Raw genomic sequence first — 26,194 nt, 5'->3', positions numbered from 1 at the left:
CCCTGCAGGTAAGCAACATTTTTCGCTTCGCTACTGTGGGGCTAACCGCGTCAGCCCCGATTGTTGTTATTGGCAGTAGCGGTCGCGCCAGTTGAGGATCGCCTTTTCAAAACAGGCGAACGGCGGGTGGACTATTCCGGCACCGATCATGCCGATCCCCGCATCTTTGTGCGCAATTGCGGTGTTAATCACCGGCAGAATGCCGGTGCTGCCCACGCGCGTAATATCGATAGCGGTCGGTACGCCCATAAAACCAAGCAGCGGAATGGTGACGTTGGGGTTTTCGCCGAGAGTGATTTCACGCATCTGGCGCGAGAAATCAACGGCCTCTTCGACCGTACCGCCCACCAGTGCCACGATGGCCGGCGCCGTCGCCATAGCGAAACCGCCAATGCCGTAGGTTTCGGTGATCGCGCTATCGCCAATATCACGTCCGGAATCTTCCGGCTTGTAGCCCGCAAACATCGGGCCAATCACCTGCTGCGCCGGACCGGTAAACCACTGACCCGGTAAGCCGCTGATACGCAGACCGAACTCAACACCGTTTCGCGCCATCGTCGTCACCACGGTGCTGTATTCAATACCGTGGGCGGCGTCCATTGCGGCTTTACACATCGCCATCCAGGTCGGTCCGGAGAAGTAATCGCTGCTGAGGACGAACTCGAACACCTCACGCTGCTGCTCAACCGGATAGCCGGTCTGAATAATCCACGGCGTCAGCGCCTGAATCAGCAGCGCCGTCCCGGCGTTGTTACGGTTATGGCACTCATCGCCCATGTGTAGCGCCTGCGCCAACATCAGGCGCAGATCGATTTCGCCCGCCAGCTTCATGGCGTCGCGCAGCATCGGTCCCAGCACATCACGCATCCAGTTCAGACGATCGATAACGCTCTGATCGTTCGCGCCCATACGCAGGATCTTCGCCATCTGCTCGCTCATATTGGTATATGCGCGGTTGCCGTAGGTTTTGTTCTCAACGATGTGCATAAACATGGATGCTGACGTCACACCCGCCATCGAGCCAACGCAGTCATGCTCGTGGCACGGAGAGAAGATAATTTCGCCCGAGGCGGCCAGTTCGGCGGCTTCATCCAGATCTTTCGCCAGGCCTTCAAACACCAGCGCCCCAGTGACCGCGCCCTTCATTGCGCCGCACATTTTTTCCCAGCGGATTGGCGGCCCGGCGTGCAGGATGGTGTTACGGGTCATCCCCGGCACGACATTGATTGCCTGGTCATAGCCAATCAGCACCGGATGCGACTGGATAATACGTTCCAGCGCCTGCTGGTTAGCGGCAGCGATTTTGTCTGCCAGCGGCGAATCGGCAATCTCGTCCAGTGCCGCAACCACCTGCATGTTGCCCTGGCCCGGCGGCGTCCAGTCGAGCTGGGTCACGGGAACGTTCTGCTTTTTCAGGTCATCGCTGAACATCGCGATACCGACATTAATCACATTCAGCGGCTGGTTAAACAGTGTCTGGCTCATCAGGCTTCCTCCCCTTTACAGATAAATTCACGCGCCAGCAATCCGGTGTTGGTGCTACTGCTCGCCCAGATGACGCCAGCATCGGTCAGCATCTGGCACTGTTTTTCCAGTGACGGCGTATCCTGATCGGTTCCCAGCACATAGCCGAGGATCTCCAGTGGACGACCGTCTGCGGCGGCGATCGCTTTGGCTTCAACGATCGCGTCGAGCATCACGCCAACCGGATCTTCATGCGATCCAAAACCAAGGACGAAGTCCATCACGATCACGCCAACTTCAGGATCGCGCGCTTCCTGCAACAGACGACTAATACGGTTGGTGGGATCGATCATCGGGTGCGGTTTACCGTTGGTGAAATCATCATCACCGAAATCAAGGAAGGTATGCGCGACGCTGCGATTGAGATCCGTGAGGCGGAATGCCGGGTCCGGATGAATGTTGCTGTACACTTCAGCATGTTTTTCCATGGCGGCAAACATCGCTTCATCGCACAGCGTGCCGCCGCAGAACAGCCCACGAATATACTTTTGCTGTGGCGTCAGACGGGCGCGAACCTCTTCAATCAGCGGCCAGTTGAGCGGATGCAGATCCAGACTCTCTTTTTTCACGCCTGTCAGCAGTACCGCTTTCAGCGCAGCTTCTTTGGTGCCACGTGCGAACTGCAGCCCCGCTTCATCCGTAGGCGCGGCATCACGTCCAAGGAAACACACCACCACGGGCTTATGACAGGCGCGTGCACGTTCCAGTACCTTGCGGGCCACCGCAGGTGCAGGCGGTTTGGAGATCAGTGCAATGATTTCGGTTTGCGGATCGGCTTCCAACATGCCAATCGCGTCAAGCATCATCAGGCCGCCAATCTTTTCACTCAGATCGCGTCCACCGGTGCCAATCAGTTGGGAAATCCCGCCGCCAAACTCGTGAATGCGTACGCTCAGTTCCTGGCTACCGGTACCGGACGCACCAATAATTCCGATGTTGCCGCGACGCACTGCGTTGCCAAAACACAGCGCCGCGCCGTTAATAATGGCGGTTCCGCAGTCTGGCCCCATCATCAACAGCCCTTTTTCGTGCGCCAGTTGCTTAAGCATCATCTCGTCTTCAAGAGAGACGTTGTCAGAGAACAACATCACGTTGAGGTTATTTTGTAGCGCCTGACGCGCTTCACGCGCGGCAAACAGGCCATTGACCGAGATCACCGCCAGGTTGCTGTCGGGAACGTGCTTCTTCGCGCTGGCGAGCGTGGCATAGCGCGCTTCGTGCTGGCCACCCTGCTCTTTATGCGTGAACAGATCCTCAATCGCCACCAGCGTCTGCTCGTTCGCCGCTTCGCTGGCGCCTTTAATGACAATCATCAGATCGCCACTTTTCGCCTCTTCCAGTTCAGGCATGAGCAGGCCGAGATTCTTCAGCACGCCCTTATTCATTTCTGTCGCCATAGCCACGAACGCCTGCTCCACACCATCGAGCTTATTTGCGCGTGTTGAAATAGACATCAGTGAGACCGAATCAAAGTACGTATTCTTTTTAACAACTATCCTGATCGACATAATTCCCTCCGGACCTGTGGCTCAGGGCGCAGGCATCTGCCATGCCGTACAGCATGTCGCAGCCAGAACTTGAGCCGATATTTTTAATATCAGTTATATATTGCGTAGAAACGGGTTGTTGCTCATTAATAATATGGTTCAGCAGTCGTGCGACACTTTCCCGATAGCGCTGATGAAAAGCCTCCTCCAGCGTAATTTTACTGAGTAATGTCGTATTATTTCCGTCACGCTGCAAGGCGGCTAAAAACTCTCCCCGATATTTTCCCAGCGGGTGTCCTGGAATAAATAATATAGTACTTAGACCAACTAAATAATCATCCGATGATGGCGTCAGCCCAATCCCCAGACCAATTAAATGGCTGACCGCTGTAGAGATATTTTCTCCTGTACGCAACGCCGTCAGTAATGTTTGTCGGCGGTTGCGTAATTGACGGGTGATTTCCTGAAAAAACGGATTGTCACCCTGATACAAAAATAATGTGTCGTCGTTTCTTAGCTGTTGGCGGATAACCTCTTCCCAATGCTGCCAGCCGACTGCGGCAAGACTTGCTGCATCAGATGTCCACCGTGGTATTCGCCACAGCAGGCACCCGGAAGTCTCTATCCACTTATCCTTACCAACGACAATCCCTGATTCGGTAAAACTGACCGGCTCACCGGGATGAAACAGGTCTTCACAATGCGTCAGCGCCAGCCGACAGCTATTGGGCGCGTTATCACAGCCTTCACTCAGTAACGTCAGTAATCGCTGCTGCTCAGGTATGAACAGATTCACCGCGCGGGAAAAAACCTGTTCTACTCGCCCGGTTCCCCGGAATGAAAGAAACGCGCCGTCGGCGGTTAGCGCCCGTACGCATCGCCGTGATGGCGTGGCGATAGCGGCGCTCCTCTGTCAGGCTCCGGCCGCAATCAGCAGCTCGGCAATTTCGTGGTACCCTTTCTCTCGCGCCAGTTCCAGCGGGGTTTTACCGTATTTATCCGTCATGTGCGGATTTGCGCCATGGTCGAGCAGCAGCTTAACGATCTCCTGCTGCTTCGCGCCACCGTCATTAAGTACGATGGCTTCCAGCAGCGGCGTCCAGCCAACAAAATTAGTATGGTTGACATTGATATCGGTACGCAGCAGCAGCTCACGCACGATCTCAACATGACCTTTTTCGCTGGCTGGCGTAATACCGACACCGCCAAAACGACTCAGACGCTCAAGATCCGGGTTAGCCGGTAATACCAAACGCAGTAGCGTTAAGTCATTTGTCAGGCAGCTAATCAGGAATGGATTAAAGCAGGTTTGATCTTGCTTATTAATATCAGCACCGGCGGCAATCAATAAAGAAACACAATCGTAATGCTTATTCAGGCTGGCAATAATTATGGCAGTACGGCCCTGACGGTTGGTGGCATTAATATCCACATTTTTTTCCAGACAGGATTTTAATCCTTCGACGTTACCCTGTTCTGCCGCCAGCAGAAATTCAGTAATAAGTTCTTTCTCTGACATAATCACTCTCCTGCAGTTTTTTAGACTCTTCATATTTCCGATAACCTGAGAATAGCAACAGAGTTTAGAGAATAACATCCGCTTAAATTTCATTCATCGTAAGCGTGTCGATTGTTGAATCAAATTTAATAATGAGAGTAAAACGTGCTGTAGTGCAATCTTTCCCTTATGACGGAAGCCGTTTTAGCGATGAATCAGAGCCTGGGGAAATCAGGCGGTATGCAGCACGGATAGCGGGTCGCAACTAAAATACAGAAGTGTGATTGCCTTCAAATCAAATGTAACCCTAGTGTTAAATTCTGTTCAAAACTGATTGCTCTCGATAAGGATTACAAATACATTCAACAATCATCGTATCGTAGACATCGCAGCATGGTCTGAGGGGAGAACGGATGAATTCAATTTTTACCGAGGAAAACCTGCTGGCCTTTACGATGGCAGCGCGCTACAGCAGTTTCAGCAAGGCCGCTGAGGAGCTTGGCTTAACAACGTCGGCCATCAGCTACACCATCAAACGTATGGAGATGGGGCTCGATGTGGTGCTGTTTACTCGCAGTACCCGCAGCATTGAGCTCACCGAGTCCGGTCGCTACTTCTTTCGCAAAGCAACCGACCTGCTAAATGACTTCCACGCCATCAAGCGCAGCATCGATACTATCGCCCAGGGAATTGAAGCGAGGGTACGCATTTGCATTAACCAGCTGTTGTATACCCCACAGCATACTGCACGGCTGTTACAGGTACTCAAAAAGCAGTTTCCGACCTGCCAGATAACCGTCACCACCGAGGTGTATAACGGCGTCTGGGATTCGATCATCAACAACCTGGCTAATATCGCCATTGGCGCGCCTGATACGTTACTGGATGGCGGCGGCATTGATTACACTGAGATCGGCGCGATCCGCTGGTCGTTTGCGATTGCCCCGGATCATCCCCTCGCCTTTATGCCGGAACCCATTTCTGAGAGCCAGTTACGCCTGTACCCAAACATCATGGTGGAAGACACCGCACACACCATCAACAAGAAGGTCGGCTGGCTGTTACACGGACAGGAGTCGATTCTGGTTCCTGATTTTAATACCAAGTGTCAGTGCCAGATTCTGGGTGAAGGCATCGGCTTTTTACCGGACTATATGGTACGCGAAGCGATGGAAAAGTCGCTGCTGGTCACGCGGCAGATCCACAACCCGCGTCAGGATTCACGCATGCTGTTGGCAACCCAGCATTCGGCAACCGGTCGTGTAACGCAGTGGATTAAAAAAGAGTTTGGCCCACAAGGGGTACTGACGGGGATTTATCAGGATCTGCTGCATCGGCAGTGATGCGCCGGATAGCGGGGATGCGTTCCGGCGCTCGTGTGATAATCAGGCGCGAATATCGTCGTACTCGCGAGTTTTATCGAACTCATGTTTGGCAAACGGGCACAGCGGAATAACTTTGCGGTTTTCAGCGCGCATTTTCTCCACCACCTTCGCTACCAGCAGCTTACCCACGCCCTGACCTTTCAGACTGGGGTCGACATCGGTATGCTCAATGATGCTCAGATGCTCGCCCGTCGGCACAAAAACAATCTCGGCGACCTGCTTGCCTTCAGCATCGTTCACATAAAATTTGTTGTGGCCTGCAAGAATTTCCATGGTTCCCTCACTTATTTCTGGCGATACTTCAGTGCACCACTCGGACAAGTATCAATAACCCTGATAACCGTCGCAACATCGACTTCATCCGGGATGATCCACGGTTTACGCTTCAGGTTAAAAAGCTTTGCGCTTCCTCGTACGCAATTACCCGAATGTTGGCACATCCCCGTGTTGAAATAGACATCAATCTTCTCGCCGGTATAGGCCCGGTAACCTGCATCCAGTAGTTCCTTATCCACGACATTGCCTCACATTTTTTTATTGTCTGGGTCTAATCATAGACCGATGCGAGGCTGAAGGAAGCCGCTGAAAGCAGAAATATCACTCAGACCGTCTCTGCCACGACGGCTGCTGCTCTGGTGGCAAATACTCCAGCATCGCAGGCGTCGGTGGCGGCAGACGGTTATCGGCGATATCCCTGTCCACATCGATATGACTGATCTCACCACTTTCATGATGGTGAACCGTCAGCACCCTCGCCTTGTTCAGCTCGGTCACCAGCTCGCGGGTAATGCGTAAACTTTCCGCCAGCTCATGCTCTTCCAGACCCGGTCTGCGACTGCGGCGTTCCACCCGGAAACGAAACTGGTTGTACTTAGCCCAACCAATTAGCACCAGACCATTGACCAGGGCAATAAGAATGTAAAACGTCACCGTATCCAGGGTCGTGAAAAAGGGGCGAACCCCTATATGCGGTGAATGCGCCAGTGCGACGATCAACCCTTTATAAATCAGGTATAAGAACCCAATCCAGGCAATAAGCGTCAACACGACGTCGATCACCCGCGGCAGCAGACGCCGTTCGGTAAAAATCAGCGGTTGGTTCATGATTCAATCCTCCCGATACCGCGATCAGGACTGACCCAGCGTGCCCTGCCGCGTTTGCGTTTGAGCATCACTTTGGGGAACGCCACCAGCGTGGTGAACAGACTCAGCATCCAGTACACCACCGGGAACCAGATGATCCAGAACAATGAGGCCCCAATCCCTTTTTCATAGCGCCGTTCAATCATCAGGCTCACCGCGAACTGCAACAGGCAGACCACGCCGAGGATAAGTCCAGTGAAGGCTGGCGGGAACAGATGCTGAACATACAGCGTGTCTGGCATCGGGAATAGCAGCCCTAACAGGAACAGCACGATACTAACCGCATACGCAAATGCCCACGCGGTAGAGAAACAGAACTCAAGGAACAGCGGCCACATACGGCGGAATTCCCACGACCACAGGCGGCGCATGTTAACGATAAACACCTCCGCACCACCTTGTGCCCAGCGCAGGCGCTGTTTCCACAGTCCTTTCAATGTTTCAGGCATCAGGATCCAGCACAGCGCGCGCGGCTCAAAGAATACCGACCAGTGGCGTAATTGCAGCTTCCAACTGATGTCGATATCTTCGGTGATCATGTCCGGGCTCCAGTAGCCAACTTCAGCCAACGCCCGGCGACGAAACGCGGCAACGACACCTGAAACGGTAAATATCTGCCCGTAGACTCGCTGGGTACGCTTGATTAAGCCGATAATCGACGAGAACTCACCGACCTGTACGCGGCCAATTAACGTCGAGCGGGTACGAATACGCGGGTTACCGGTCACCGCACCAACGCGCGGGAACTGGATAAGCGGAGCCACGATATAGGCGACGGCATCACGATCCAGTAACGCATCCCCATCGATGCACACCAGGTAATCACTGCGCGCTGCAGCTGCGCCGGTCTTAAGAGCCAGGGCTTTCCCCTGGTTTTCCGCTAAGTGAATCACTCGCAGGCTTGGGTACTCTGTTGCCAGCTGTTCCAGAACATCGTGCGTGTCATCCGTCGAACCATCATTGATGGCAATAACTTCAATATTCTTATATCGCTGGGCCAGTGCGGCCTCGATCGTTTCGCGCGCGTTGATCCCTTCGTTAAAACACGGGATCAAAATCGAGACCAGCGGATTTCCCTCCAAAGTAGGCGGCGGCGTTTCATCTCCCCATTTCCAGTGACGCTCACGGTAAAACCAGAAATAGACCCCGCCGCTTATCCACAATGCAGACATGAACAAGGGCCAGAAGAAGACAAAGTTCAACATCACTTCACCCGTGAAGACGACAGCCACGCCAAACGGCAGGCTGAACATCAGGCAAAGTATCAGGAAAGCAATTATGCGATCGGTCATTTTTGCGGGTACCAGTATGAGGAGAACGTCGAACGAATCTCTGACATCTCAGGTTTATCGCTGATGAAATCATCCGGGTAATAGCCGTAGTTGCCTGCGCCGCTTAACTTAAGCTGACGCATCCATTCGGCGAGCTGTTTACCGCTGATTTCGGCCTGTTCCCCGGATTTACGCCAGTCGCGTGCCTGCAGTTCAAACACGGTTTTATCCAGCGCGCCGGGCGTCTGTGCGACAGCATTCACCAGTCGATCAAGCCAGGCGTTAGCATCATTGGCCGGGATCTGCTCCATAAATGGCATCGCCATGGGTGCCGTCCAGTCATAGGTATTCAGGAAATCATTCAGGTTTTGCGCAAACCAGGCTTCACTTTCAGGCTCCAGTACCGGCATGGCGTAAATATTGCGCGCAGTTTGCACCTGTGGACCGCGAATATTACGCACAGACTGAGTCAGCTGTTTGGTGAAGTCGATCAGCATCTTACTTTTCAGGCGCGTCCAGCGCTCAAACGCCTGAGGGTTATTACGGATTTGCTCGATGCTTCCCGGAAGTCCTGCGGCACGGTAGGCGGCTAACGCCTCCGGCGACGCATCTTCAAAATCCGTCAGGAAGGCATCGTCATGGAACAAGATGCCTTTGAAGCTGGCGTGCTTCGCCAGGTCTTCGTAGATCTCGGTAATGCGCTGACGCGCTTCACTGCTCCAGGGTGAAAGACGGACATAGTTCTCGCGGTTGATCGCAGTACGTCCGGTTTTCGGATCCCATGCCGTTACACGCGGAATTGAGGCATCCAGATCGAAAGCCAGCACCGGCATCCAGGCGTACACGGTAACCCCTGCACGGGTTTGTAACTGCCAGGAGATATAGTTAAACAGATCGGCGCGCATCGGCAGCCAGCGGTTAGGGAAATAGACCTCGCGAATGTTCCCGTCGCCTTTAGGGTCGGCATACGCCTGCAGGAAGACATGAGAGATACGCATGTCGTAGACACGCTGGATCAGCTTATCGATGTTGCGCTTCTGCTGGGCGGGGTCTTTGTCATAGACGTAATCCAGATCGACATGCATCACGCGCATCGTCTGCGGTTCACGCACCTGAGCAACCTGACTGGCAAAACGCTTGAGCGATGGGTTATCAGAAATCAGTACACGCGGGATATCATCAAGGAATGCCGCATTCGCCAGCCCTTCATTAAGCGTAAACGCCATCTTATAACCTTGCTCTTTGGCCAGGTTTAAGGTCGTACCGCTGGCGGCACCGTAAGGCCATACCCACGCACGTGGCGATTTCCCCGTTACCGCTTTAATTTTATTGGTGATCAAAGAGATATCGGTATTAATACGGCGATAGTATTGCTCGTCCGTTTCGTAAGTGCCGGTTTTCTTATCGTAGAGACGGTTTGCCACTGCAGGTTCTTTACTTCCCTGCGGGTTCGCCTCAGCACCGAAATGCGAGTTCCAGGTATGCGCGCCGATTTCCACCAACGGCGATTTGCCCATTTCCTCGACCATCTTCCAGGTGGCGAATTTGTCGCGCGCCGTCATCAGGCCACCAAAATCGACTTTTTTGTCCGCAGGGGCATCCACCCAGCTTCCAACCGGTGCCCAAAGGGCTGGCCAGTTGTAAGCTTTCAGCAGCGGCCAGACGCGGGTATAGAAACTGCTATACCCGTCATCAAAGGTGAGCAGAACCGCTTTTTCCGGCAGCACGATTTTACCGTCATGAGCATCCAGAATTTGCTGAACGCTGATCGGGTTATAGCCATTATCACGGAGCCAGGCTATTTGATCGCTCAGCGCGCTGGTACGCACAGAGAGGTAGCGCTGATCGGCTGCATCATCCTCTACATCGTGATAACCCAGAACCAAAAAACTATTTTTCGGCCACGGGTGATCGGCCGTCAGCGGCGTTCTCTCATCAGGAGGAACGTAGCGAGGCGTCGTATTGTGCGCACTGCTGCACGCGGTAATCATCAACCAGCCAGCGATGAGTGCGCTAAGCCATAGGCATCTTTTCAGCATGAACAATCCTTAAAACCTGACATTCAAATCGAAAGCGAGGGAGATATTCCGCTCACGTTTACCGTCGTAGGGGCGTTTATCCCACACCAGCATCACCCCGCCATCTACGACGTTGTTCCATTTAAGCCGTTGACCGTAACCCAACTGGACAATAGCCCCTGCGTCTTCACCTTGTTGCCAGTAGCCGCCCACACCAGCCACTCCTTGCTGTGTCCACACGGTGTCATAGTGTCGGTAAAGCACCTGCTCCGCGGTCAAGCCGGGAACTACGGAGAAATCACTTTTGGGGTTGTAATACGGCACATTCTCTTTGGTGTTGGTGCTACCGCCGATACCCGGGGTAAAGTCCAGCGTGAAGCGCGGTGTCGTCCACATACGCTCTTTTCCGCTAAGCCCGTATTCGAGACGATCGTTACCATCCGAGAAATGTGAGGCCGCAAACGACAATTGATACTCTCGCCGTTCGTTTTGGTACCAGCGGACATACATGTCGCCGCCGTTTGCATATACGCCGCTACGCAGCGCACGCAGTGGCGTATTGCGGGAAAGACGCTCTGCTGACCCACCCACACGCCAGTTATCATTGAAGTCATGCCAGGCTGAAAGACGGCCCCCCATTTTCTGCCCGTCGCCATAATTACGGCCAGACAGTTCCATTTCGGCCCAGTAATCACGTGAAGTCCATTCAGCACCAGCCGCCAGATCGCGGCTGATGCCCTTTCCTTCTTCAAACTCGCCGGTGGCAAAGTTGAAACCGGTAAACAGTCGCCAGTTGTCATTAATCGGCGGGCTGTAAATCGCAGTATTGATGTTGAAGTCATTCTTACCGCTGACCGGACTATCGGAGGAGATCCCCTGCGTACCGCTGATACGCACTTCCGACATTTTGTGCACATCACGGATCCGTGCCAGGCGCAGCGTCGCTTCGTCATCCGGACTACGGGCGATGACATCATCGGTCAGCTCATCGGCCTGTTTCCACTCCTGAAGATCCAGCGCCACATAGGCCTGCTGACGCTCCAGCTCCAGGTTGCTGGGCTCGATCACTTCCGCAAGCTTTAACTCTTTTTCCGCCGCATGTGGCAATCCACGGGCTTCCAAAACGGAAGCATAGGTTATGCGCAACCCCTGGTTACCGGACCCCGTTCGTGCCAGATGTTCTGAGAGTTTTTCTGCCTCAGGCAGTTCATTGGCAGCAAGATGATATTGCGTCAGCAGCGTCTGCCCGAGCAGCCAGTTATCGTTAGGCTGTGGCGTTGGCGAGCCGTAGATACGACGCAGATACGGGCTCTCTTTGATCAAGTCATCAACTTGTTTTTTAGCGGCATCAAAGTTTTCATTATCAATATGCGCATAGAACAGATCCTGTTGATCTTCAGGACTGAGCGGCGTAACAGGGATAGGTCCGTTCGGATAATAGATGCTCGCCAGCATTGCTTCGGTCTTTTCCGGCTGACGTTCGCTGAGCCACGCTGAAGCCACCCAACGTTTGGCATAGTTGGGCACTTCACCGTCCGCGGAAAGGGATTCGTACTCCTGAATCACGTCGGCAGTGCGCTTACGCACCAGCAGGGCCCCCATGCGGTCAATCCTCGCCCGACGCACATCCCCCTGAGCTGCGGGTTCATCTTTCCAGGCTGCCAGCAACTGGTCATAGCGGGCAAGCGCTTTATCCGCCACGATAAAACGCTCATCTTCATTTCGTGCAGAGGTATAAGAAGCGCGCACCTTTTCGGCTGCAGCATCAAGCGCCAGACGCCGCTTAACGGGGTCAGATGTCGGAACCACTTCCGTCAGTCCCAACGCCGGTTCAGCAACACGGTTGGCTGACAGCGCTGACAACAGCGTGGATTTCGCATTTTTGTTACCCGGATCAACTTCATCCGCCTGGCTGGCGACTAACAGCGCATCCCAGTTTTTACCCTGTGAATGATACACATAGGCAAGCAGTGCATCAGAGTCAGCCCCCGGATGCGCACGTGCCCATTTATTCGCTTCAGTCAGGGCCTGCTGATTGTAACGTGCATCCGCCAGCGTCATGATCCAGCCAGTACGCACATCGGCGTTCTCAGGCTCTTCCTGTACAACGCTCTCCCAGAGCGCTAATGATTCATTCCAGCTCTTCTGATTGCGATACGCACGTGCAGCGGCCACTTTGCCGCGTGCGGGCACTTCCATCTGTCCACGATACCTTTGCCAGATATCAATGGTTGCTTTATCGTTGTTATCAACCCAACTGGATACTTGCAGCCAGTCAGCCACCTGATTTGGCGTTAACGCACTTTTCTTTCCCTGCTCCTCAAGGTAGCGCAATAACGGTGTGCTATTACCACCTCGCGCTTCAATAATCAACGCATCGTAATCTGATACTGCTGCAGAGGCTTGCATTGGGAAAAGAACGCTTGCCGTAAATAAACAGGTTACTGACTTGAAGCGTTTAATAAAGTTGGCATGTCGACGCATACTGAACATATCTGCCCTTATATCTTACATCATAGTAAAAATAAGCGTTTTCAATAAGTTATAGTCATTCCATGACGGTTGCCGACCATGTAAAGTGCACTGCCGCTTATTTCGTAATATGGCTAAAAATCATTTAATTCTTTCGTCTTATTGACTCCCTATGACTCGTCCACTCGTCGTTGAGAGGCTGGCGAAAGCTCAGGAATTTTATCACTCAGTGTGGGGTCTTGCTATGTTATAAGAAAACTCTTAGGCAAAAAAAGTATTTTAAACCAAATTATCCTAATACTCTTGGGATCGAATACTGGATTTAGATTAAGTTTCCGTGACGAAACCACGTAACGATGATAACTATTATCAGCAAATATAGAAACACCAGGTAACTGTTTGCCTGATAAGCATTTTGAAAATTGACAGGAAAAACCTGATAATTAACAGTAACTGATAACACTATAAATAACATCAGTTAATTTTAAACGGCTAAGTTTCAGGGTTAAATCGGCAACATAACACCAGGCAAAAAGAATTAGATAAAGATATAACAAAATGAAATTAAAGGGCTTTATGAGCAGTATGTTTATCACCTACCAAAAATGGCATTGTGGAATACCTCAATGAACTACCACAGGCAATTGTTAATTCCACTACGCCCAAGTGTATTTATCATTCCGTAAAACTGTACTTATCTATTTGTTAAATTATTGGCGATATCAACGACAATCAATTTTACCCTTACAAAATACAAGCCTAATACTATTGAATGATGTCCATTGAGCCATAAGCTTTTACGCTTACCCTTTCCGCATTCTTTCAGGTAATCTGGCAAAAGATGCCAACGGGAACTGGTCAATGAAAATCGTTAACGCAGAAGAAAAGCACATCCCCGCTATCCATACTATCTACGCACATCATGTTCTTCACGGGACGGCCAGCTTTGAGACTAACCCGCCAGATTCTCGCGAAATGCTTGTTCGCCTGACTAAGATCCGCGAGCTGGGGTTGCCGTGGGTTGTGGCCCTGCAGGACGAAAAAGTCATCGGCTACTGTTATCTCACTCGCTACCGTGAACGCTATGCCTACCGTTATACGCTCGAAGACTCGATTTATATTGATCCGACAGCACAACGTCAGGGCGCGGGCAAAGCGCTACTACACCATGTCATTACATGGGCAGAAACACACGGCTACCGACAGATGATTGCCATCGTCGGCGACAGCAATAATCAGGGATCGCTGAAAGTCCACCAGCAGGTCGGATTTATGGAGGTCGGCACGCTAAAGAATATTGGCTTCAAGCATGGTCGCTGGCTCGATACCGTATTGCTACAACGTAATCTGGGTGAAGGTAACAGCACACTGCCGCCCGACGCTGGCATGATGCTCTGAGGGAAAACGGAGGAGCCCCCCTTAATACTTATTTTAGTCGTTTGCCTGCTTTATCTACCTGCTACTCGCCATCTTCCTTTACGAAAATGCCTTTTTGCGCACAACAACACGATACCCAGAGGGGTTTCATCAGATAGATTTCTGTGGTGCAGGACTGGCAAGATGGAATGATAAGGTAGATGATTGCTACGCTTGAACATGTCAGTATAAACGATTAGAAAATAAAGCTAACCGACTAATTTTATTAGCTAAGCCACATTAAGGAATATGGGATGTTAAATGCCATTCTGGAAGGTAAAGCGGGAAGAATAACGCTAAATGAAGGGATGCGACAAAGCTGGCGAACTGTTTTTCAGTCCTATGAAGATCTACTCACAGCTGCAATCTGGAGCCGGGTTAACTATTTATCACCTGCTGCAATGAGTCATTTCTTTTCTGCATTGACCGGGAAATCCAGGGATGATTGGGGAGCTTATGAAGCTATCGCTTTCTGGCCAAAATTCGCTTTTCCCGATTCCATTGATGAAAAAATGCAGCCATACACATCTGGTCTGGAACAATTTTCTGAACCGGATGTGGTCATCACTTTCGAACATGCGGCACTGATTGTCGAGGTAAAACCACCTGCTGGAGGGATGCAATATCAACAGCAATGGCGAAAAGAACTTTATACTTATTTACACGATGATGACGCCAAACCTGTTGTCCATTTTTTAGCTCTGGGCAACTTGCCCGCCGCCGCAAAAACCTGGTTTCACGAATTAGCGACAGAGTTTCCCCAGGTTGAATTTCATGGACTGGAATGGCGTAGACTCAGAGAAATTTTCCAGCATTCAGAATGGAATGCCCCTCAGGATAAGCGCATCGTTGCTGATTGCCTGAAAGCCCTTGCTCTGTACGGCATCCGCGAATCACTACTTCCATGGCACAGATTTAGTCAATTTCTGACAGAGAATCCCCTCTCCGGCGATTTATCACTTATTAAGGAACAATAATGACACATGATCCCTTTGCTCAGGTTCGTCAGGCTCACCGCATCTGCGGGGCGTATTACCAGCAAATTCTGCCAATGATCAATGAGGTTGCGCAGAAAATAGAAACCTCTTTTCTCCTCTGGGATACATGGAGTTTCAATAAACCTCCTCGTCGCGGCGTGAATCCACTGGAGAGTTGGAAATGGGACTACCTGCCAATGATGGATGTATCATTCGTCTTTGGCAAACAAAAGCAGCCTTCTTTACCGATGTTGATGACCGACTATGTGATTGATTTTAAATTGGTTACTGACAGCGAATTAGAATATCACCAGCGCACATCACAGTACCCAAAAGATGAAGAACCACTGGCAACCCAACTGAAAACACCCGCCGACAAATCCCAAAGTTATCTGAATATTTATCTCTTCTCAGCAGCAAACAATGACACACCGTATTCCTCTCCAGAAGAGATGTGGGACAGCTATGAGGGCTATCCTGATACCCATTCCAAAGTACAATTTTCTGACAATAACCAAATTCGCGGTATCGGATTTTCAGTGCCGCTGATAGATATCGCGAACGACAATGGAGTGAATCTACTGGTGGAAAAAATTTTGGAACATAGAGAATATCTCATGCAAGGATAACCTGTTATCGCAGGATAACTTAATTTTTATAAGTGTTATCAGAGATTGAGCGGGTAATATTAAATCCAATATATCCTTATAATTCCAAAGTGATGCAGGGGGATTATTCAATAGAGAATAGTCCCCCTGCATCTCCCTATCGTTCTATAAATGGGACACTGCTTCCCACTTTTCAATCTGGACGGGTTATAACACATGAATTATAAATGCATCTGTTTTTTATCTCTGAGGTTACACCATGAACAAGAACATATTGATCGCAATATGCGCATTAGGTTTTGTGAATATTGCACATGCCGAAGTATATAAATTGGATAGTACGCATACGAATGCGACATTTAATATCGACCATTTTCAGACATCAACCAACCATGGTGGCTTTTACTCCATCAGCGGAGAAGTGAAATATCTTCCAGAGAAACAGCAAGGTGAAATGCAGGTAACCATTCCTGTTAAGTCTCTAAATACCGGTCTGGAAGCATTTGATAAACATATCCGTAGCAGCGATATACTCGATGCAGAAAAACATCCGAATATTGTATTCAAATCAACAAAATGGAACTTCTCTGAGGGCAAACCCGCCTCTATTGAAGGGATGTTGACGATGAAGGGTGTTACTAAACCTGTCACGTTAACGACGACCAAATTCGGCTGCTATATGAGTCCGGTTTTCAATGCTCAGGTCTGCGGTGGCGATTTCTCTGCAAAAATTGATCGTACCCTATGGGGTGTTGATTATCTCGTCAACATAGGAATGAGCAAAACAGTTGATATTAGTATTCAGGCTGAAGCAATACGCCAATAACAAGGAAGTAAGAGTGAAAGTGAATAAAACAGTTCTGGCCATAGCCTCTATGGCTATGATGATTTCATCGGGTATGGCGCAAGCCGAAGCATATAAAGCCAGCACCGAAGAGCACCCCATTAAAATGGTCAACATTGACGCTCTTGAAGATCAAGTAAAAGCCGGAATGGAAAAGGGAGCATTTGGTTATATTCGTGGAGGCGCGGAAGATGAAAATAATCTGCGCAGCAATACCGAGAGCTTTGATAAGAAATTTATCGTTCCTCGAGTATTGCAAGGTATTGAATTAAAAAATATCAATCTTTCAACCAGCTTGCTGGGCATTCCGCTAAAAACCCCCATAATCCAGGCGCCAATGGCAGCCCAGGGTCTGGCGCACGAAGCCGGTGAACTTGCCACAGCCCGAGGAATGGCCCAGGTAGGTTCAATTTTCTCTTTAAGCACCTACGGAAATAAAACCATTGAAGACGTTTCCAGGGCATCAGAGGGAAATCCGTTTTTCTTCCAGCTCTATATGAGTAAAAACAATAAGTTTAACGAATTTATACTGAGTGAAGCAGTTAAGCATGGTGCAAAAGCGATCATTCTGACAGTCGATTCACCTGTTGGTGGATATCGTGAAGACGATATAAAAAATAATTTCCAGTTCCCTCTCGGCTTTGCAAATCTTGAGATGTTTGCGAAGCAGAGTGATGACGGTTCAAAAACAGGCAAAGGTTCTGGTATCAGCGAAATTTACGCACAAGCCAAACAAGCCTTCACACCGGAAGATATTAAATACGTTCACCAAATCTCCGGTTTGCCGGTCATTGTGAAAGGAATTCAATCGCCGGAAGATGCAGAAATTGCTATTAAGGCCGGAGCTGCAGCTATCTGGGTTTCTAACCACGGGGGAAGGCAACTCGATAGTGGGCCATCCTCATTTGATGTATTGCCCTCTATCGCAAAAGTGGTAAATAAACGCGTACCCATTATTTTTGATAGTGGTGTACGTCGTGGCTCACATGTATTTAAAGCTATCGCTAGTGGCGCTGATATCGTGGCTATTGGGCGTCCTGTCCTGTACGGTCTAAACCTTGGCGGGGCTCAGGGTGTTGCTTCTGTTGTCGAGCAACTCAACAAAGAATTAGTCATCAATATGATGCTCGGTGGAACCAAAGATATCGAGCAGGTGAAAAAAACCAAATTGTTGACCTTACGTGATCTGGAAGAATAAGAGCATACTTTGGGTTAACGGTGTGGAATATTAACCCCTCTACTCCACTCACCAGAGACATTATTAAAAAATAGATAATAATGCTGAATACCGGCCACTATGGCCGGTATTTTATTTATTCACCATGGAGGAAAAATACCTTAATAGCCAAAGTGCAAGCCGACCCCGTAAAGCGCATATCCCATAGTGAAATCACTCAGTCGCCCTGAGGGAGTACAATTGAGTTCAATAGACTAATAGAATGCTATAACTGCTGATTTATCAAGAGAAAATTGAGTTTGGTAGACTTCAGTAGACTTGAGTTTGGAGCGGGCGAAGGGAATCGAACCCTCGTATAGAGCTTGGGAAGCTCTCGTTCTACCATTGAACTACGCCCGCGAAGAGGTGCGTGGGCCATTATAGACCTTACGCACCCTCTGACAAGCCCAAACTATGCTAACTGCTGATAAAATAGCCTGTTAGCACTTAGGTTTACTCCCCTGCGGCGGTAAATAACGCAGCGGATCAATCGCCGTTGCGCGATAGCGAATCTGGAAGTGCAGGCGTACAGATGCCGCATCAGTGCTACCCATGGTGGCAATTTTCTGCCCGGCCTTCACGCTCTGCCCGTTGTTCACCAGTAGCGTATCATTATGCGCATAAGCGGTAATGTAATCCTCACTGTGCTTAATCATGATGAGGTTGCCATAGCCCCGCAGCTGGTTGCCGACATAAACTACCTTCCCTGCTCCCGCCGCATAAACCGGTGTGCCGCGCGCAGCTGAGATATCAATACCCTTGTTGCCGCCATCCGCCGTTGAATAAGGCAGGATCACTTTACCGCTGGCAGGCCACAACCAGCAGCGTTGCCCCACCGGCGGCCAGGATGACTGCGGCACGGATGAAGATGGTCTAACAGTTGCCGTTTTAGTCGAGGATTTCTTGGTTGTTTTGCCAGAGCTTGAACTGGTTTTCGCGCCGCCGCTGACCTTCAGCCTTTGCCCTACTTCGATGGTATAGGGTGGTGAAATGTTATTCAGACGGGCAATCTCTTTCACGCTGGTGCCGGTGGCGCGCGAAATACGGTATAGCGTATCTCCCCGCTTCACGGTATACACGGAGCCGGAATAACTTCCTGTATCAGACGACTTACTCCCGGAACAGCCCGCTAACAGCAGACCGGCACACAGCAGCATCACGATACCCAAGCCATTTTTCTTCAGGCGTCCTGCACTCAAAACAATACCTCGCAACATTTTCAGACGCTTTATCATAGCAGCCAGAAACCGGATGCCAAATCATATCGCGTAACGAAGCGTCGGCTCTGGCATTTCACACCCTCTGTTAATCAATATGACTTAATTAAGCATATAATGTAGGCGCTTAAGATTGAGGGTGGACGCAATGCGACAGGAACATGTCATTTTATTGAACGAACAGGGCCAACCCTGTGGAACGCTGGAAAAGTATGCGGCGCATACCGCCACAACGCCCCTGCACTCCGCTTTCTCATGCTGGATATTTAACGAGCAGGGGCAACTACTGGTCACCCGCCGGTCGCTGCATAAAAAAGCCTGGCCGGGTGTCTGGACAAACTCGGTGTGCGGTCATCCACAATCAGGGGAAACAACTGAAGACGCCATTATCCGTCGCGCCCGCTTCGAGCTGGGAGCTGACATTCGCGCACTCACGCCCGTATACGCTGATTTTCGCTATTGTGCCGCAGATCCCAGTGGAATTGTGGAAAATGAAGTTTGTCCGGTATACGCCGCACAGCTAATCAGCACGCTGCAGCCGAACGCGGAGGAAGTGATGGATTATCGGTGGAGCAATCTTGAGGATGTGTTATGCGGGATTGACGCTACACCGTGGGCCTTCAGCCCGTGGATGGTAATGCAGGTTTCAGACGATAAGGCGCGAAAATTGTTGCGCGCATTTTCCAGCGGTCATTAATTGCCGGATGACAACGCAAACGCGTTTTATCCGGCCTACGAATCGTCTTCCGCGTAGGCCGGATAAGGCATCAGCCGCCATCCGGCAGTTCACATCTTACTTAACCGGACGCATTGCCGGGAACAGGATCACGTCGCGGATGGTGTGGCTGTTGGTGAACAGCATAACCATACGGTCGATACCAATACCCAGACCCGCAGTCGGCGGCAGACCGTGTTCCAGAGCGGTAACGTAGTCTTCGTCGTAGAACATCGCTTCGTCATCACCCGCATCTTTGGCGTTAACCTGATCCTGGAAACGCTGCGCCTGATCTTCGGCATCGTTCAGCTCGCTGAAGCCGTTACCGATTTCACGTCCGCCGATGAAGAATTCGAAGCGATCGGTGATTTCCGGGTTTTCGTCATTACGACGCGCCAGCGGAGAAACTTCTGCCGGGTACTCGGTAATGAAGGTCGGTTGAATCAGGTGCGCTTCTGCAACTTCTTCAAAGATCTCGGTCACGATACGACCCAGACCCCAGCTCTTCTCAACTTTGATGCCGATAGATTCAGCAATCGCTTTTGCAGAGTCGAAGTTATCCAGATCGGCCATGTTGGTTTCCGGACGGTATTTCTGAATCGCTTCGCGCATGGTCAGTTTTTCGAACGGCTTACCGAAGTCGAAGACTTCTTCACCGTAAGGCACTTTAGTTGTTCCCAGAACGTTCTGCGCCAACGTACGGAACAACGATTCGGTCAGTTCGATCAGATCTTTGTAGTCCGCATAAGCCATGTAGAGTTCCATCATAGTGAACTCTGGGTTATGGCGAACAGAGATACCTTCGTTACGGAAGTTACGGTTAATTTCGAATACGCGTTCGAAACCGCCCACCACCAGACGCTTGAGGTACAGTTCCGGCGCAATACGCAGGTACATGTCCAGATCCAGCGCGTTATGATGGGTGATAAACGGACGCGCTGCCGCACCGCCTGGGATCACCTGCATCATCGGGGTTTCTACTTCCATAAAGCCGCGAGCAACCATGAACTGACGGATGCCAGCCATAATCTGTGAACGCACTTTAAAGGTATTGCGGGATTCATCGTTAGAGATGAGATCCAGGTAACGTTGACGATAGCGTGCTTCCTGATCCTGCAGACCGTGGAATTTGTCCGGCAGCGGGCGCAGCGCTTTGGTCAGCAAACGCAGTTCGGTGCAGTGGATAGACAGCTCACCGGTCTTGGTCTTGAACAACTTACCTTTCGCGCCGAGGATATCGCCCAGATCCCATTTTTTGAACTGCTCGTTGTAGACGCCTTCCGGCAGGTCGTCGCGCGCAACGTACAGCTGAATACGGCCGCCAACGTCCTGCAGCGTAACGAATGATGCTTTACCCATAATACGACGGGTCATCATACGGCCAGCAACGGATACCTCAATGTTCAGCGCTTCCAGCTCTTCGTTTTCTTTTGCGTCGAAGTCAGCATGCAGTTGGTCTGAGGTATGATCGCGACGGAAATCGTTCGGGAACGGGATCCCCTGCTCACGCAGGCTCGCCAGCTTCTCACGACGCGTTTTCAGTTCATTGTTAAGGTCGGCTACCGCGTCAGCGCCCTGTACGTGTTGTTCAGACATGTTGGTTCCTCATAACCCTGCTTTCAAACTTGCTTCGATAAATTGATCCAGGCTGCCATCCAGCACCGCCTGCGTGTTACGGGTTTCAACCCCGGTACGCAGATCTTTAATGCGGGAGTCATCAAGGACATAAGAACGAATCTGGCTACCCCAGCCGATATCTGACTTGGTGTCTTCCATCGCCTGTTTCTCGGCATTCTTCTTCTGCATTTCCAGTTCATAAAGCTTCGCTTTCATCTGCTTCATGGCCTGGTCTTTGTTCTTGTGCTGGGAACGGTCGTTCTGACACTGCGTCACAATCCCGGTCGGGATGTGGGTAATACGCACCGCAGATTCCGTACGGTTAACGTGCTGACCGCCTGCACCGGAGGCACGGTAAACGTCAATACGCAGGTCCGCCGGGTTGATATCGATATCAATATCATCGTCAACTTCCGGATAAACAAACGCCGAACTGAACGACGTATGGCGACGTCCGCCGGAGTCGAACGGACTCTTACGAACCAGACGGTGTACGCCGGTTTCAGTACGCAGCCAACCGTAAGCATACTCGCCAGCAATTCTGATGGTCACGGATTTAATACCCGCCACTTCACCTTCAGACTCTTCAATAATTTCGGTCTTAAAGCCGCGCGCTTCAGCCCAACGCAGATACATACGCATCAGCATGCTGGCCCAATCCTGCGCTTCCGTACCGCCGGAACCCGCCTGGATATCGAGATAGCAATCTGCGCTGTCATATTCACCGGAGAACATACGACGGAATTCCAGCTGGGCCAGCTTATCTTCCAGCGTATCGAGTTCTGCTACGGCTTCGTTAAAGGTTTCTTCGTCATCGGCTTCTACAGCCAGTTCCAACAGGCCGGAGACATCTTCCAGGCCCTGGCTCATCTGATCGAGCGTATCAACGATGGCCTCAAGGGAAGAACGTTCTTTACCCAGCGCCTGTGCACGTTCGGGTTCGTTCCACACGTCCGGCTGTTCCAGCTCGGCGTTTACTTCTTCCAGACGCTCTTTCTTGGCATCATAGTCAAAGATACCCCCTAAGAACGTCTGAGCGTTCCGTGAGGTCCTGAATGCGGTTATTTACCGGATTAATTTCAAACATGATCTGATTTCTTTTATTGAACGAGTCAAAATGCGGTTATAAGAGCGGGATTGTAACCAATCCACACCCTTTTTTATAGCGAATATACACGTCATCCTTCAAGCTGACTCTTTGTTGGCTGCGCGAATTCACCCCAGTCACGTACTCGTTGTACGCTCCTGGGGACTCATTCACTTGCCGCCTCGATGCAGCTTGAATGATTATGTGTATTGTGACGCTAAAGTGGCCAGATATTATCGATTATAATCTGCAGGCTGCGGTTGCCGCGAAACTCGTTAATATCCAGTTTGTAGGCAAGCTGAACTTCGCGAACACCGTTATCCGGCCAGCATGTGGTATCGACATTAAACGCAATTCCGTCCAGCAGTGGGCCGCCGCCAACAGGCTCCACCATCACCTTCAGATGACGCTCACCGACCAGGCGCTGCTGAAGCAGGCGGAAATGCCCGTCAAACAGCGGCTCCGGGAACATTTGTCCCCACGGGCCGGCATCGCGCAGCATTTGCGCGACCTCCATGGTCATCTCTGCCACACTCAGCGGACCATCAGAGACTACCTCACCCTGTAATAAAGCGGGGTCAAGCCATTCTGTTACCAGTTCGCCAAAACGCTGCTGGAAATGCTCAAACTGCGCTTCTTCCAGCGACAGACCTGCTGCCATCGCATGTCCACCAAACTTAATGATCATGCCGGGATAAAGCGTATCCAGACGCTCCAGCACATCACGCATATGCAGTCCCTGGATCGAACGTCCGGAGCCTTTCAGCGTACCGTCACCGGCAGGCGCAAACGCAATCACCGGACGATGGAAGCGCTCTTTGATGCGCGACGCCAGAATCCCCACCACGCCCTGATGCCACTCTGGGTGGTACATTGCCAGGCCGCCTGGGAGTGTGTCACTACTGCGTTCCAGCTTTTCACACAGGGTCAGTGCTTCTGCCTGCATCCCCTGTTCAATCTCTTTTCGTGTCTGGTTTAGCGCGTCCAGCTCATTGGCCAGCACGCGCGCTTCACCAATGTTGTCACACAGTAGCAGCGCCACGCCGACGGACATATCATCCAGACGACCTGCCGCGTTCAGCCGAGGGCCAAGCGCAAAACCTAAATCACTGGCGGCCAGTTTGAGCGGGTCACGATTGGAAATCTCCAGTAGCGCCTTAATGCCAGGGCGGCACTTTCCAGCACGAATGCGGCTTAAACCTTGCCACGTCAGGATACGGTTATTGGCATCCAGCGGCACCACGTCTGCTACTGTGCCCAAAGCAACCAGATCAAGCAAATCTGCCAGGTTCGGCGGCGCGATACCACGTTCATCAAACCAGCCTTTGTCACGCAGGAAAGTACGCAGCGCCAGCATCAGATAGAAGGCTACACCAACGCCTGCCAGCGATTTCGACGGGAATTCACAGTCGGGCAGGTTAGGGTTGATGATCGCCTCTGCGCCCGGCAGCGTGTCACCGGGCAGGTGGTGATCGGTCACAACGACCGGGATCCCCAACGTTCTGGCATGTTCGACTCCCGCGTGAGACGAGATGCCGTTGTCTACGGTGACAATTAGCTGAGCGCCCCGGGCATGGGCCTGATCCACGACTTCCGGGCTTAAACCATAGCCGTCTTCAAAACGATTAGGCACCAGGTAGTCAACGTTGCTGCAGCCCAACGCACGCATTGCCAGGATGCTCAGCGCCGTGCTGGTCGCACCATCGGCATCGAAATCCCCCACCACAATGATGCGGGTTCCTTCGCGAAAGGCGTTATAGAGGATCTCAACCGCTTTTTCGACGCCGTTCAAATGCTGCCACGGCAGCATGCCTTTCACGCTACGCTCAAGCTCCTGCGCGCTGCGCACGCCGCGACTGGCGTACAAACGACGCAGCAGCGGCGGCAAGTCGGCTGGTAGCTCGGCGGTCTCGTCGGCTTCACGCCGACGAAGTTGTATCTGTTGTTTCACGCGAATTATTTACCGCTGGTCTGTTTTTCGTGTGCGTCGAGGAATTCTTTCATCTCTTTCGGCCCCTGATAGCCCGGAACAACATAGCCGTTGCTCAGGACAATCGCCGGTGTGCCACTGACGCCAAACTGCACGCCCAGCGCGTAATGATTCGCGATATCCACATCACAGGTCGCCGCTTTCACGCCCTTGCCCGCCATTGCATCGTCAAAGGCTTTGTTTTTATCTTTTGCACACCAGATTGACTTCATGTCCTGCTCGGCCTGGCTTTCCAGCCCCTGTCGAGGGAAGGCCAGATAACGGACGGTGATCCCTAACGCATTGTAGTCTTTCATCTCTTCATGCAACTTGTGGCAGTAACCACAGGTGATGTCGGTGAAAACGGTGATGACGTGTTTTTCCTGCGGCGCTTTGTAGACGATCATCTCTTTTTCCAGCGCATTCAGATGCTTCATCAGCAGTTGATTAGTGACATTTACCGGACTTGCGCCACTTACGTCATACATCGGCCCCTGAATAATATGCTTGCCGTCTTCAGTCACGTACAGCACACCGCTATTGGTCAGTACGGTTTTCATGCCCGCAACCGGAGCAGGTTGAATTTCGGTGCTCTGCACGCCCAGCTTCGCTAATGACTGGCGAATAGCTGCATCGTCTGCATGCACCATGCCTGAAAACGCTGTAGCCAGCAGGGTGAGCATCATAAAACGTTTCTTCATAACCTATCCTTTACTGTCAGCACTCACGCTCGTGGGTGATGCTGTTGATGTAGTTGACGCAAGCGCTCCGTTGCGACATGTGTATAAATCTGCGTAGTCGAGAGATCGCTATGCCCCAGCAGCATCTGCACCACGCGCAGGTCAGCGCCGTGATTGAGCAGATGTGTGGCAAAAGCATGCCGCAATACGTGCGGTGACAGTTTCTCGCTGTCGATCCCTGCTAACACAGCATAGTGTTTAATACGATGCCAGAAAGTCTGACGGGTCATCTGCTGCGCACGCTGGCTGGGAAACAGTACGTCAATCGATACGCCGTTGAGCAACCACGGACGACCGTGTTCCAGGTATGTTTCCAGCCAGTACACGGCTTCTTCGCCCAACGGCACAAGCCGCTCTTTGTTGCCTTTACCAATCACCCGCACAACGCCCTGGCGCAGACTAATATCGCTCATCGTCAGCCCCACCAACTCTGATACGCGCAACCCCGTAGCGTACAAAACCTCCAGCATCGCTTTGTCGCGTAGCTCAAGCGGTTGGTCAATAAGCGGGGCCTGCAGCAGCCGTTCTACCTGCGCTTCGCTGAGATCTTTTGGCAAACGCTGCGGAAGTTTAGGTGAAGCAAGCGAGGCGCTTGGATCGTCTTCGCGAAATTTTTCGCCGTAAAGATGCTGAAAAAAACGCCGCATGGCACTGAGCAAACGTGCTGAACTGGTGGCTTTATACCCGCCATCCATCCGCTCAGCCAGCAATGCCTGCAAATCATCGCTCTGCGCCGTCGCCAGTGAAATGCCACGATGGTACAACCATTCAACAAGCATTGTCAGATCGCGACGATACGCACTTAACGTGTTCTCTGCCAGATTTCGTTCCAGCCACAGTGCATCAAGAAACTGCTCGATGCGCGCCAGATCCTGTTCCACTCGCGCCCCTTATTCCACTCTCATTTTTGATGCATTATGCCTCATTGTGCCGGGATTGCGGCGATTCTGTTACACTACCCGCAACGCTACAGCAGAATTGAGATGTTTA

The 26,194-nt window shown here is 51.4% G+C and carries 23 protein-coding genes and 1 tRNA gene; 7 read left to right on the top strand and 17 right to left on the bottom strand.

Going from position 1 to position 26,194, the window contains the following annotated elements; genetic code table 11:
- Positions 1-66 precede the first annotated feature (66 nt).
- From G8S19_RS04035 to G8S19_RS04020, 4 genes are all read right to left on the bottom strand, one after another.
- The gene (locus tag G8S19_RS04035) at positions 67-1,485 is read right to left on the bottom strand and encodes a DUF1116 domain-containing protein (RefSeq protein ID WP_003033887.1); all 1,419 of its coding nucleotides are present in this window, start codon (positions 1,483-1,485) and stop codon (positions 67-69) included.
- Positions 1,485-3,032 carry an acyl-CoA synthetase FdrA gene (gene fdrA, locus G8S19_RS04030; RefSeq protein WP_253686120.1) on the bottom strand — a complete coding sequence of 516 codons (1,548 nt, stop codon included), beginning with the start codon at positions 3,030-3,032 and terminating at the stop codon, positions 1,485-1,487. The genes G8S19_RS04035 and fdrA overlap by 1 nt, the downstream gene beginning before the upstream one ends.
- Complete coding sequence (locus G8S19_RS04025; RefSeq protein WP_253686118.1) at positions 3,010-3,807, bottom strand: DUF2877 domain-containing protein; 798 nt, start codon at positions 3,805-3,807, stop codon at positions 3,010-3,012. The genes fdrA and G8S19_RS04025 overlap by 23 nt, the downstream gene beginning before the upstream one ends.
- A 117-nt stretch (positions 3,808-3,924) precedes the next feature.
- A complete protein-coding gene (locus G8S19_RS04020) occupies positions 3,925-4,530 on the bottom strand; it encodes an ankyrin repeat domain-containing protein (RefSeq protein WP_101741593.1) in 606 nt (201 codons plus the stop codon).
- A gap of 392 nt (positions 4,531-4,922) precedes the next feature.
- Between G8S19_RS04020 and G8S19_RS04015 the strand changes: the two genes are divergently transcribed.
- A complete protein-coding gene (locus G8S19_RS04015; RefSeq protein ID WP_253686116.1) occupies positions 4,923-5,852 on the top strand; it encodes a LysR substrate-binding domain-containing protein in 930 nt (309 codons plus the stop codon).
- Positions 5,853-5,894: 42 nt separating this feature from the next.
- Here the strand turns inward: G8S19_RS04015 and G8S19_RS04010 are convergent, their stop codons facing one another.
- From G8S19_RS04010 to pgaA, 6 genes are all read right to left on the bottom strand, one after another.
- Positions 5,895-6,167, bottom strand: a complete 273-nt coding sequence (locus tag G8S19_RS04010; RefSeq protein ID WP_101741591.1) for a GNAT family N-acetyltransferase — start codon at positions 6,165-6,167, stop codon at positions 5,895-5,897.
- Between the two features lie 11 nt (positions 6,168-6,178).
- Positions 6,179-6,409 carry a 4Fe-4S mono-cluster protein YjdI gene (gene yjdI / locus G8S19_RS04005; protein WP_005123368.1) on the bottom strand — a complete coding sequence of 77 codons (231 nt, stop codon included), beginning with the start codon at positions 6,407-6,409 and terminating at the stop codon, positions 6,179-6,181.
- An 82-nt stretch (positions 6,410-6,491) separates the two neighbouring features.
- Complete coding sequence (gene pgaD, locus G8S19_RS04000; RefSeq protein ID WP_048213134.1) at positions 6,492-6,998, bottom strand: poly-beta-1,6-N-acetyl-D-glucosamine biosynthesis protein PgaD; 507 nt, start codon at positions 6,996-6,998, stop codon at positions 6,492-6,494.
- Complete coding sequence (gene pgaC / locus G8S19_RS03995; protein ID WP_040232145.1) at positions 6,995-8,329, bottom strand: poly-beta-1,6-N-acetyl-D-glucosamine synthase; 1,335 nt, start codon at positions 8,327-8,329, stop codon at positions 6,995-6,997. The genes pgaD and pgaC overlap by 4 nt, the downstream gene beginning before the upstream one ends.
- Positions 8,326-10,347, bottom strand: a complete 2,022-nt coding sequence (gene pgaB / locus G8S19_RS03990) for a poly-beta-1,6-N-acetyl-D-glucosamine N-deacetylase PgaB (RefSeq protein WP_048213135.1) — start codon at positions 10,345-10,347, stop codon at positions 8,326-8,328. The genes pgaC and pgaB overlap by 4 nt, the downstream gene beginning before the upstream one ends.
- A gap of 9 nt (positions 10,348-10,356) precedes the next feature.
- On the bottom strand, positions 10,357-12,819 hold the full coding sequence (gene pgaA / locus G8S19_RS03985) for a poly-beta-1,6 N-acetyl-D-glucosamine export porin PgaA (RefSeq protein ID WP_048213136.1): 2,463 nt from the start codon (positions 12,817-12,819) through the stop codon (positions 10,357-10,359).
- A gap of 840 nt (positions 12,820-13,659) precedes the next feature.
- On the opposite strand from pgaA, the gene G8S19_RS03980 reads away from it, so the two are divergent.
- The 5 genes from G8S19_RS03980 to G8S19_RS03960 all read left to right on the top strand — a co-directional run bounded on the left by G8S19_RS03980 (position 13,660) and on the right by G8S19_RS03960 (position 17,841).
- Positions 13,660-14,196 (top strand): GNAT family N-acetyltransferase, encoded by a 537-nt coding sequence (locus tag G8S19_RS03980; RefSeq protein WP_086523439.1) that lies wholly within the window; start codon positions 13,660-13,662, stop codon positions 14,194-14,196.
- Between the two features lie 272 nt (positions 14,197-14,468).
- Positions 14,469-15,191 carry a hypothetical protein gene (locus G8S19_RS03975; RefSeq protein WP_253686114.1) on the top strand — a complete coding sequence of 241 codons (723 nt, stop codon included), beginning with the start codon at positions 14,469-14,471 and terminating at the stop codon, positions 15,189-15,191.
- Positions 15,191-15,820: a hypothetical protein gene (locus G8S19_RS03970; protein ID WP_048213139.1), complete on the top strand. Its 630-nt coding sequence runs from the start codon at positions 15,191-15,193 to the stop codon at positions 15,818-15,820. Before G8S19_RS03975 ends, G8S19_RS03970 begins: the two co-directional genes overlap by 1 nt.
- 238 nt (positions 15,821-16,058) lie before the next feature.
- On the top strand, positions 16,059-16,625 hold the full coding sequence (locus tag G8S19_RS03965; protein ID WP_061068516.1) for a YceI family protein: 567 nt from the start codon (positions 16,059-16,061) through the stop codon (positions 16,623-16,625).
- 49 nt (positions 16,626-16,674) lie between these two features.
- Complete coding sequence (locus tag G8S19_RS03960) at positions 16,675-17,841, top strand: lactate oxidase (RefSeq protein ID WP_253686606.1); 1,167 nt, start codon at positions 16,675-16,677, stop codon at positions 17,839-17,841.
- 304 nt (positions 17,842-18,145) lie between these two features.
- Here G8S19_RS03960 and G8S19_RS03955 read toward each other — a convergent pair.
- A tRNA-Gly gene (locus tag G8S19_RS03955) sits at positions 18,146-18,219 on the bottom strand.
- Positions 18,220-18,299: 80 nt separating this feature from the next.
- Positions 18,300-19,058, bottom strand: a complete 759-nt coding sequence (gene actS, locus G8S19_RS03950; RefSeq protein WP_048213497.1) for an amidase activator ActS — start codon at positions 19,056-19,058, stop codon at positions 18,300-18,302.
- Positions 19,059-19,224: 166 nt separating this feature from the next.
- On the opposite strand from actS, the gene idi reads away from it, so the two are divergent.
- On the top strand, positions 19,225-19,773 hold the full coding sequence (idi, locus tag G8S19_RS03945; protein ID WP_048213161.1) for an isopentenyl-diphosphate Delta-isomerase: 549 nt from the start codon (positions 19,225-19,227) through the stop codon (positions 19,771-19,773).
- 96 nt (positions 19,774-19,869) lie between these two features.
- On the opposite strand, the gene lysS is transcribed toward idi, so the two are convergent.
- The 5 genes from lysS to xerD all read right to left on the bottom strand — a co-directional run bounded on the left by lysS (position 19,870) and on the right by xerD (position 26,085).
- Positions 19,870-21,387: a lysine--tRNA ligase gene (lysS, locus tag G8S19_RS03940; protein WP_116360704.1), complete on the bottom strand. Its 1,518-nt coding sequence runs from the start codon at positions 21,385-21,387 to the stop codon at positions 19,870-19,872.
- Positions 21,388-21,396: 9 nt separating this feature from the next.
- Positions 21,397-22,495, bottom strand: a protein-coding gene (gene prfB / locus G8S19_RS03935; protein ID WP_096878465.1) for a peptide chain release factor 2 whose coding sequence is annotated in 2 segments (ribosomal slippage) — positions 21,397-22,419 and positions 22,421-22,495 — 1,098 coding nt in all. Because the reading frame shifts where the segments join, the coding sequence is not laid out codon by codon here.
- Between the two features lie 217 nt (positions 22,496-22,712).
- Positions 22,713-24,446, bottom strand: a complete 1,734-nt coding sequence (gene recJ / locus G8S19_RS03930) for a single-stranded-DNA-specific exonuclease RecJ (protein WP_115601508.1) — start codon at positions 24,444-24,446, stop codon at positions 22,713-22,715.
- A 5-nt stretch (positions 24,447-24,451) separates the two neighbouring features.
- Complete coding sequence (gene dsbC / locus G8S19_RS03925) at positions 24,452-25,165, bottom strand: bifunctional protein-disulfide isomerase/oxidoreductase DsbC (RefSeq protein WP_101742745.1); 714 nt, start codon at positions 25,163-25,165, stop codon at positions 24,452-24,454.
- A 23-nt stretch (positions 25,166-25,188) separates the two neighbouring features.
- A complete protein-coding gene (gene xerD / locus G8S19_RS03920) occupies positions 25,189-26,085 on the bottom strand; it encodes a site-specific tyrosine recombinase XerD (RefSeq protein ID WP_253686112.1) in 897 nt (298 codons plus the stop codon).
- Positions 26,086-26,194: the final 109 nt, after the last annotated feature.

This window comes from Citrobacter sp. SX206 (assembly GCF_024181025.1).
Taxonomy (GTDB): Bacteria; Pseudomonadota; Gammaproteobacteria; order Enterobacterales; family Enterobacteriaceae; genus Citrobacter; species Citrobacter youngae.
This window is presented reverse-complemented; position numbering and strand designations above follow the sequence as displayed.

What these genes read in the sequence shown, in the direction of transcription:
- G8S19_RS04035 (WP_003033887.1), bottom strand. Translation starts at nt 1,485, where the DNA reads ATGAGCCAGACACTGTTTAACCAGCCGCTGAATGTGATTAATGTCGGT.
- fdrA (WP_253686120.1), bottom strand. Translation starts at nt 3,032, where the DNA reads ATGTCGATCAGGATAGTTGTTAAAAAGAATACGTACTTTGATTCGGTC.
- G8S19_RS04020 (WP_101741593.1), bottom strand. Translation starts at nt 4,530, where the DNA reads ATGTCAGAGAAAGAACTTATTACTGAATTTCTGCTGGCGGCAGAACAG.
- G8S19_RS04015 (WP_253686116.1), top strand. Translation starts at nt 4,923, where the DNA reads ATGAATTCAATTTTTACCGAGGAAAACCTGCTGGCCTTTACGATGGCA.
- G8S19_RS04010 (WP_101741591.1), bottom strand. Translation starts at nt 6,167, where the DNA reads ATGGAAATTCTTGCAGGCCACAACAAATTTTATGTGAACGATGCTGAA.
- pgaD (WP_048213134.1), bottom strand. Translation starts at nt 6,998, where the DNA reads ATGAACCAACCGCTGATTTTTACCGAACGGCGTCTGCTGCCGCGGGTG.
- pgaC (WP_040232145.1), bottom strand. Translation starts at nt 8,329, where the DNA reads ATGACCGATCGCATAATTGCTTTCCTGATACTTTGCCTGATGTTCAGC.
- pgaB (WP_048213135.1), bottom strand. Translation starts at nt 10,347, where the DNA reads ATGCTGAAAAGATGCCTATGGCTTAGCGCACTCATCGCTGGCTGGTTG.
- pgaA (WP_048213136.1), bottom strand. Translation starts at nt 12,819, where the DNA reads ATGTTCAGTATGCGTCGACATGCCAACTTTATTAAACGCTTCAAGTCA.
- G8S19_RS03980 (WP_086523439.1), top strand. Translation starts at nt 13,660, where the DNA reads ATGAAAATCGTTAACGCAGAAGAAAAGCACATCCCCGCTATCCATACT.
- G8S19_RS03975 (WP_253686114.1), top strand. Translation starts at nt 14,469, where the DNA reads ATGTTAAATGCCATTCTGGAAGGTAAAGCGGGAAGAATAACGCTAAAT.
- G8S19_RS03970 (WP_048213139.1), top strand. Translation starts at nt 15,191, where the DNA reads ATGACACATGATCCCTTTGCTCAGGTTCGTCAGGCTCACCGCATCTGC.
- G8S19_RS03965 (WP_061068516.1), top strand. Translation starts at nt 16,059, where the DNA reads ATGAACAAGAACATATTGATCGCAATATGCGCATTAGGTTTTGTGAAT.
- G8S19_RS03960 (WP_253686606.1), top strand. Translation starts at nt 16,675, where the DNA reads ATGGCTATGATGATTTCATCGGGTATGGCGCAAGCCGAAGCATATAAA.
- idi (WP_048213161.1), top strand. Translation starts at nt 19,225, where the DNA reads ATGCGACAGGAACATGTCATTTTATTGAACGAACAGGGCCAACCCTGT.
- lysS (WP_116360704.1), bottom strand. Translation starts at nt 21,387, where the DNA reads ATGTCTGAACAACACGTACAGGGCGCTGACGCGGTAGCCGACCTTAAC.
- dsbC (WP_101742745.1), bottom strand. Translation starts at nt 25,165, where the DNA reads ATGAAGAAACGTTTTATGATGCTCACCCTGCTGGCTACAGCGTTTTCA.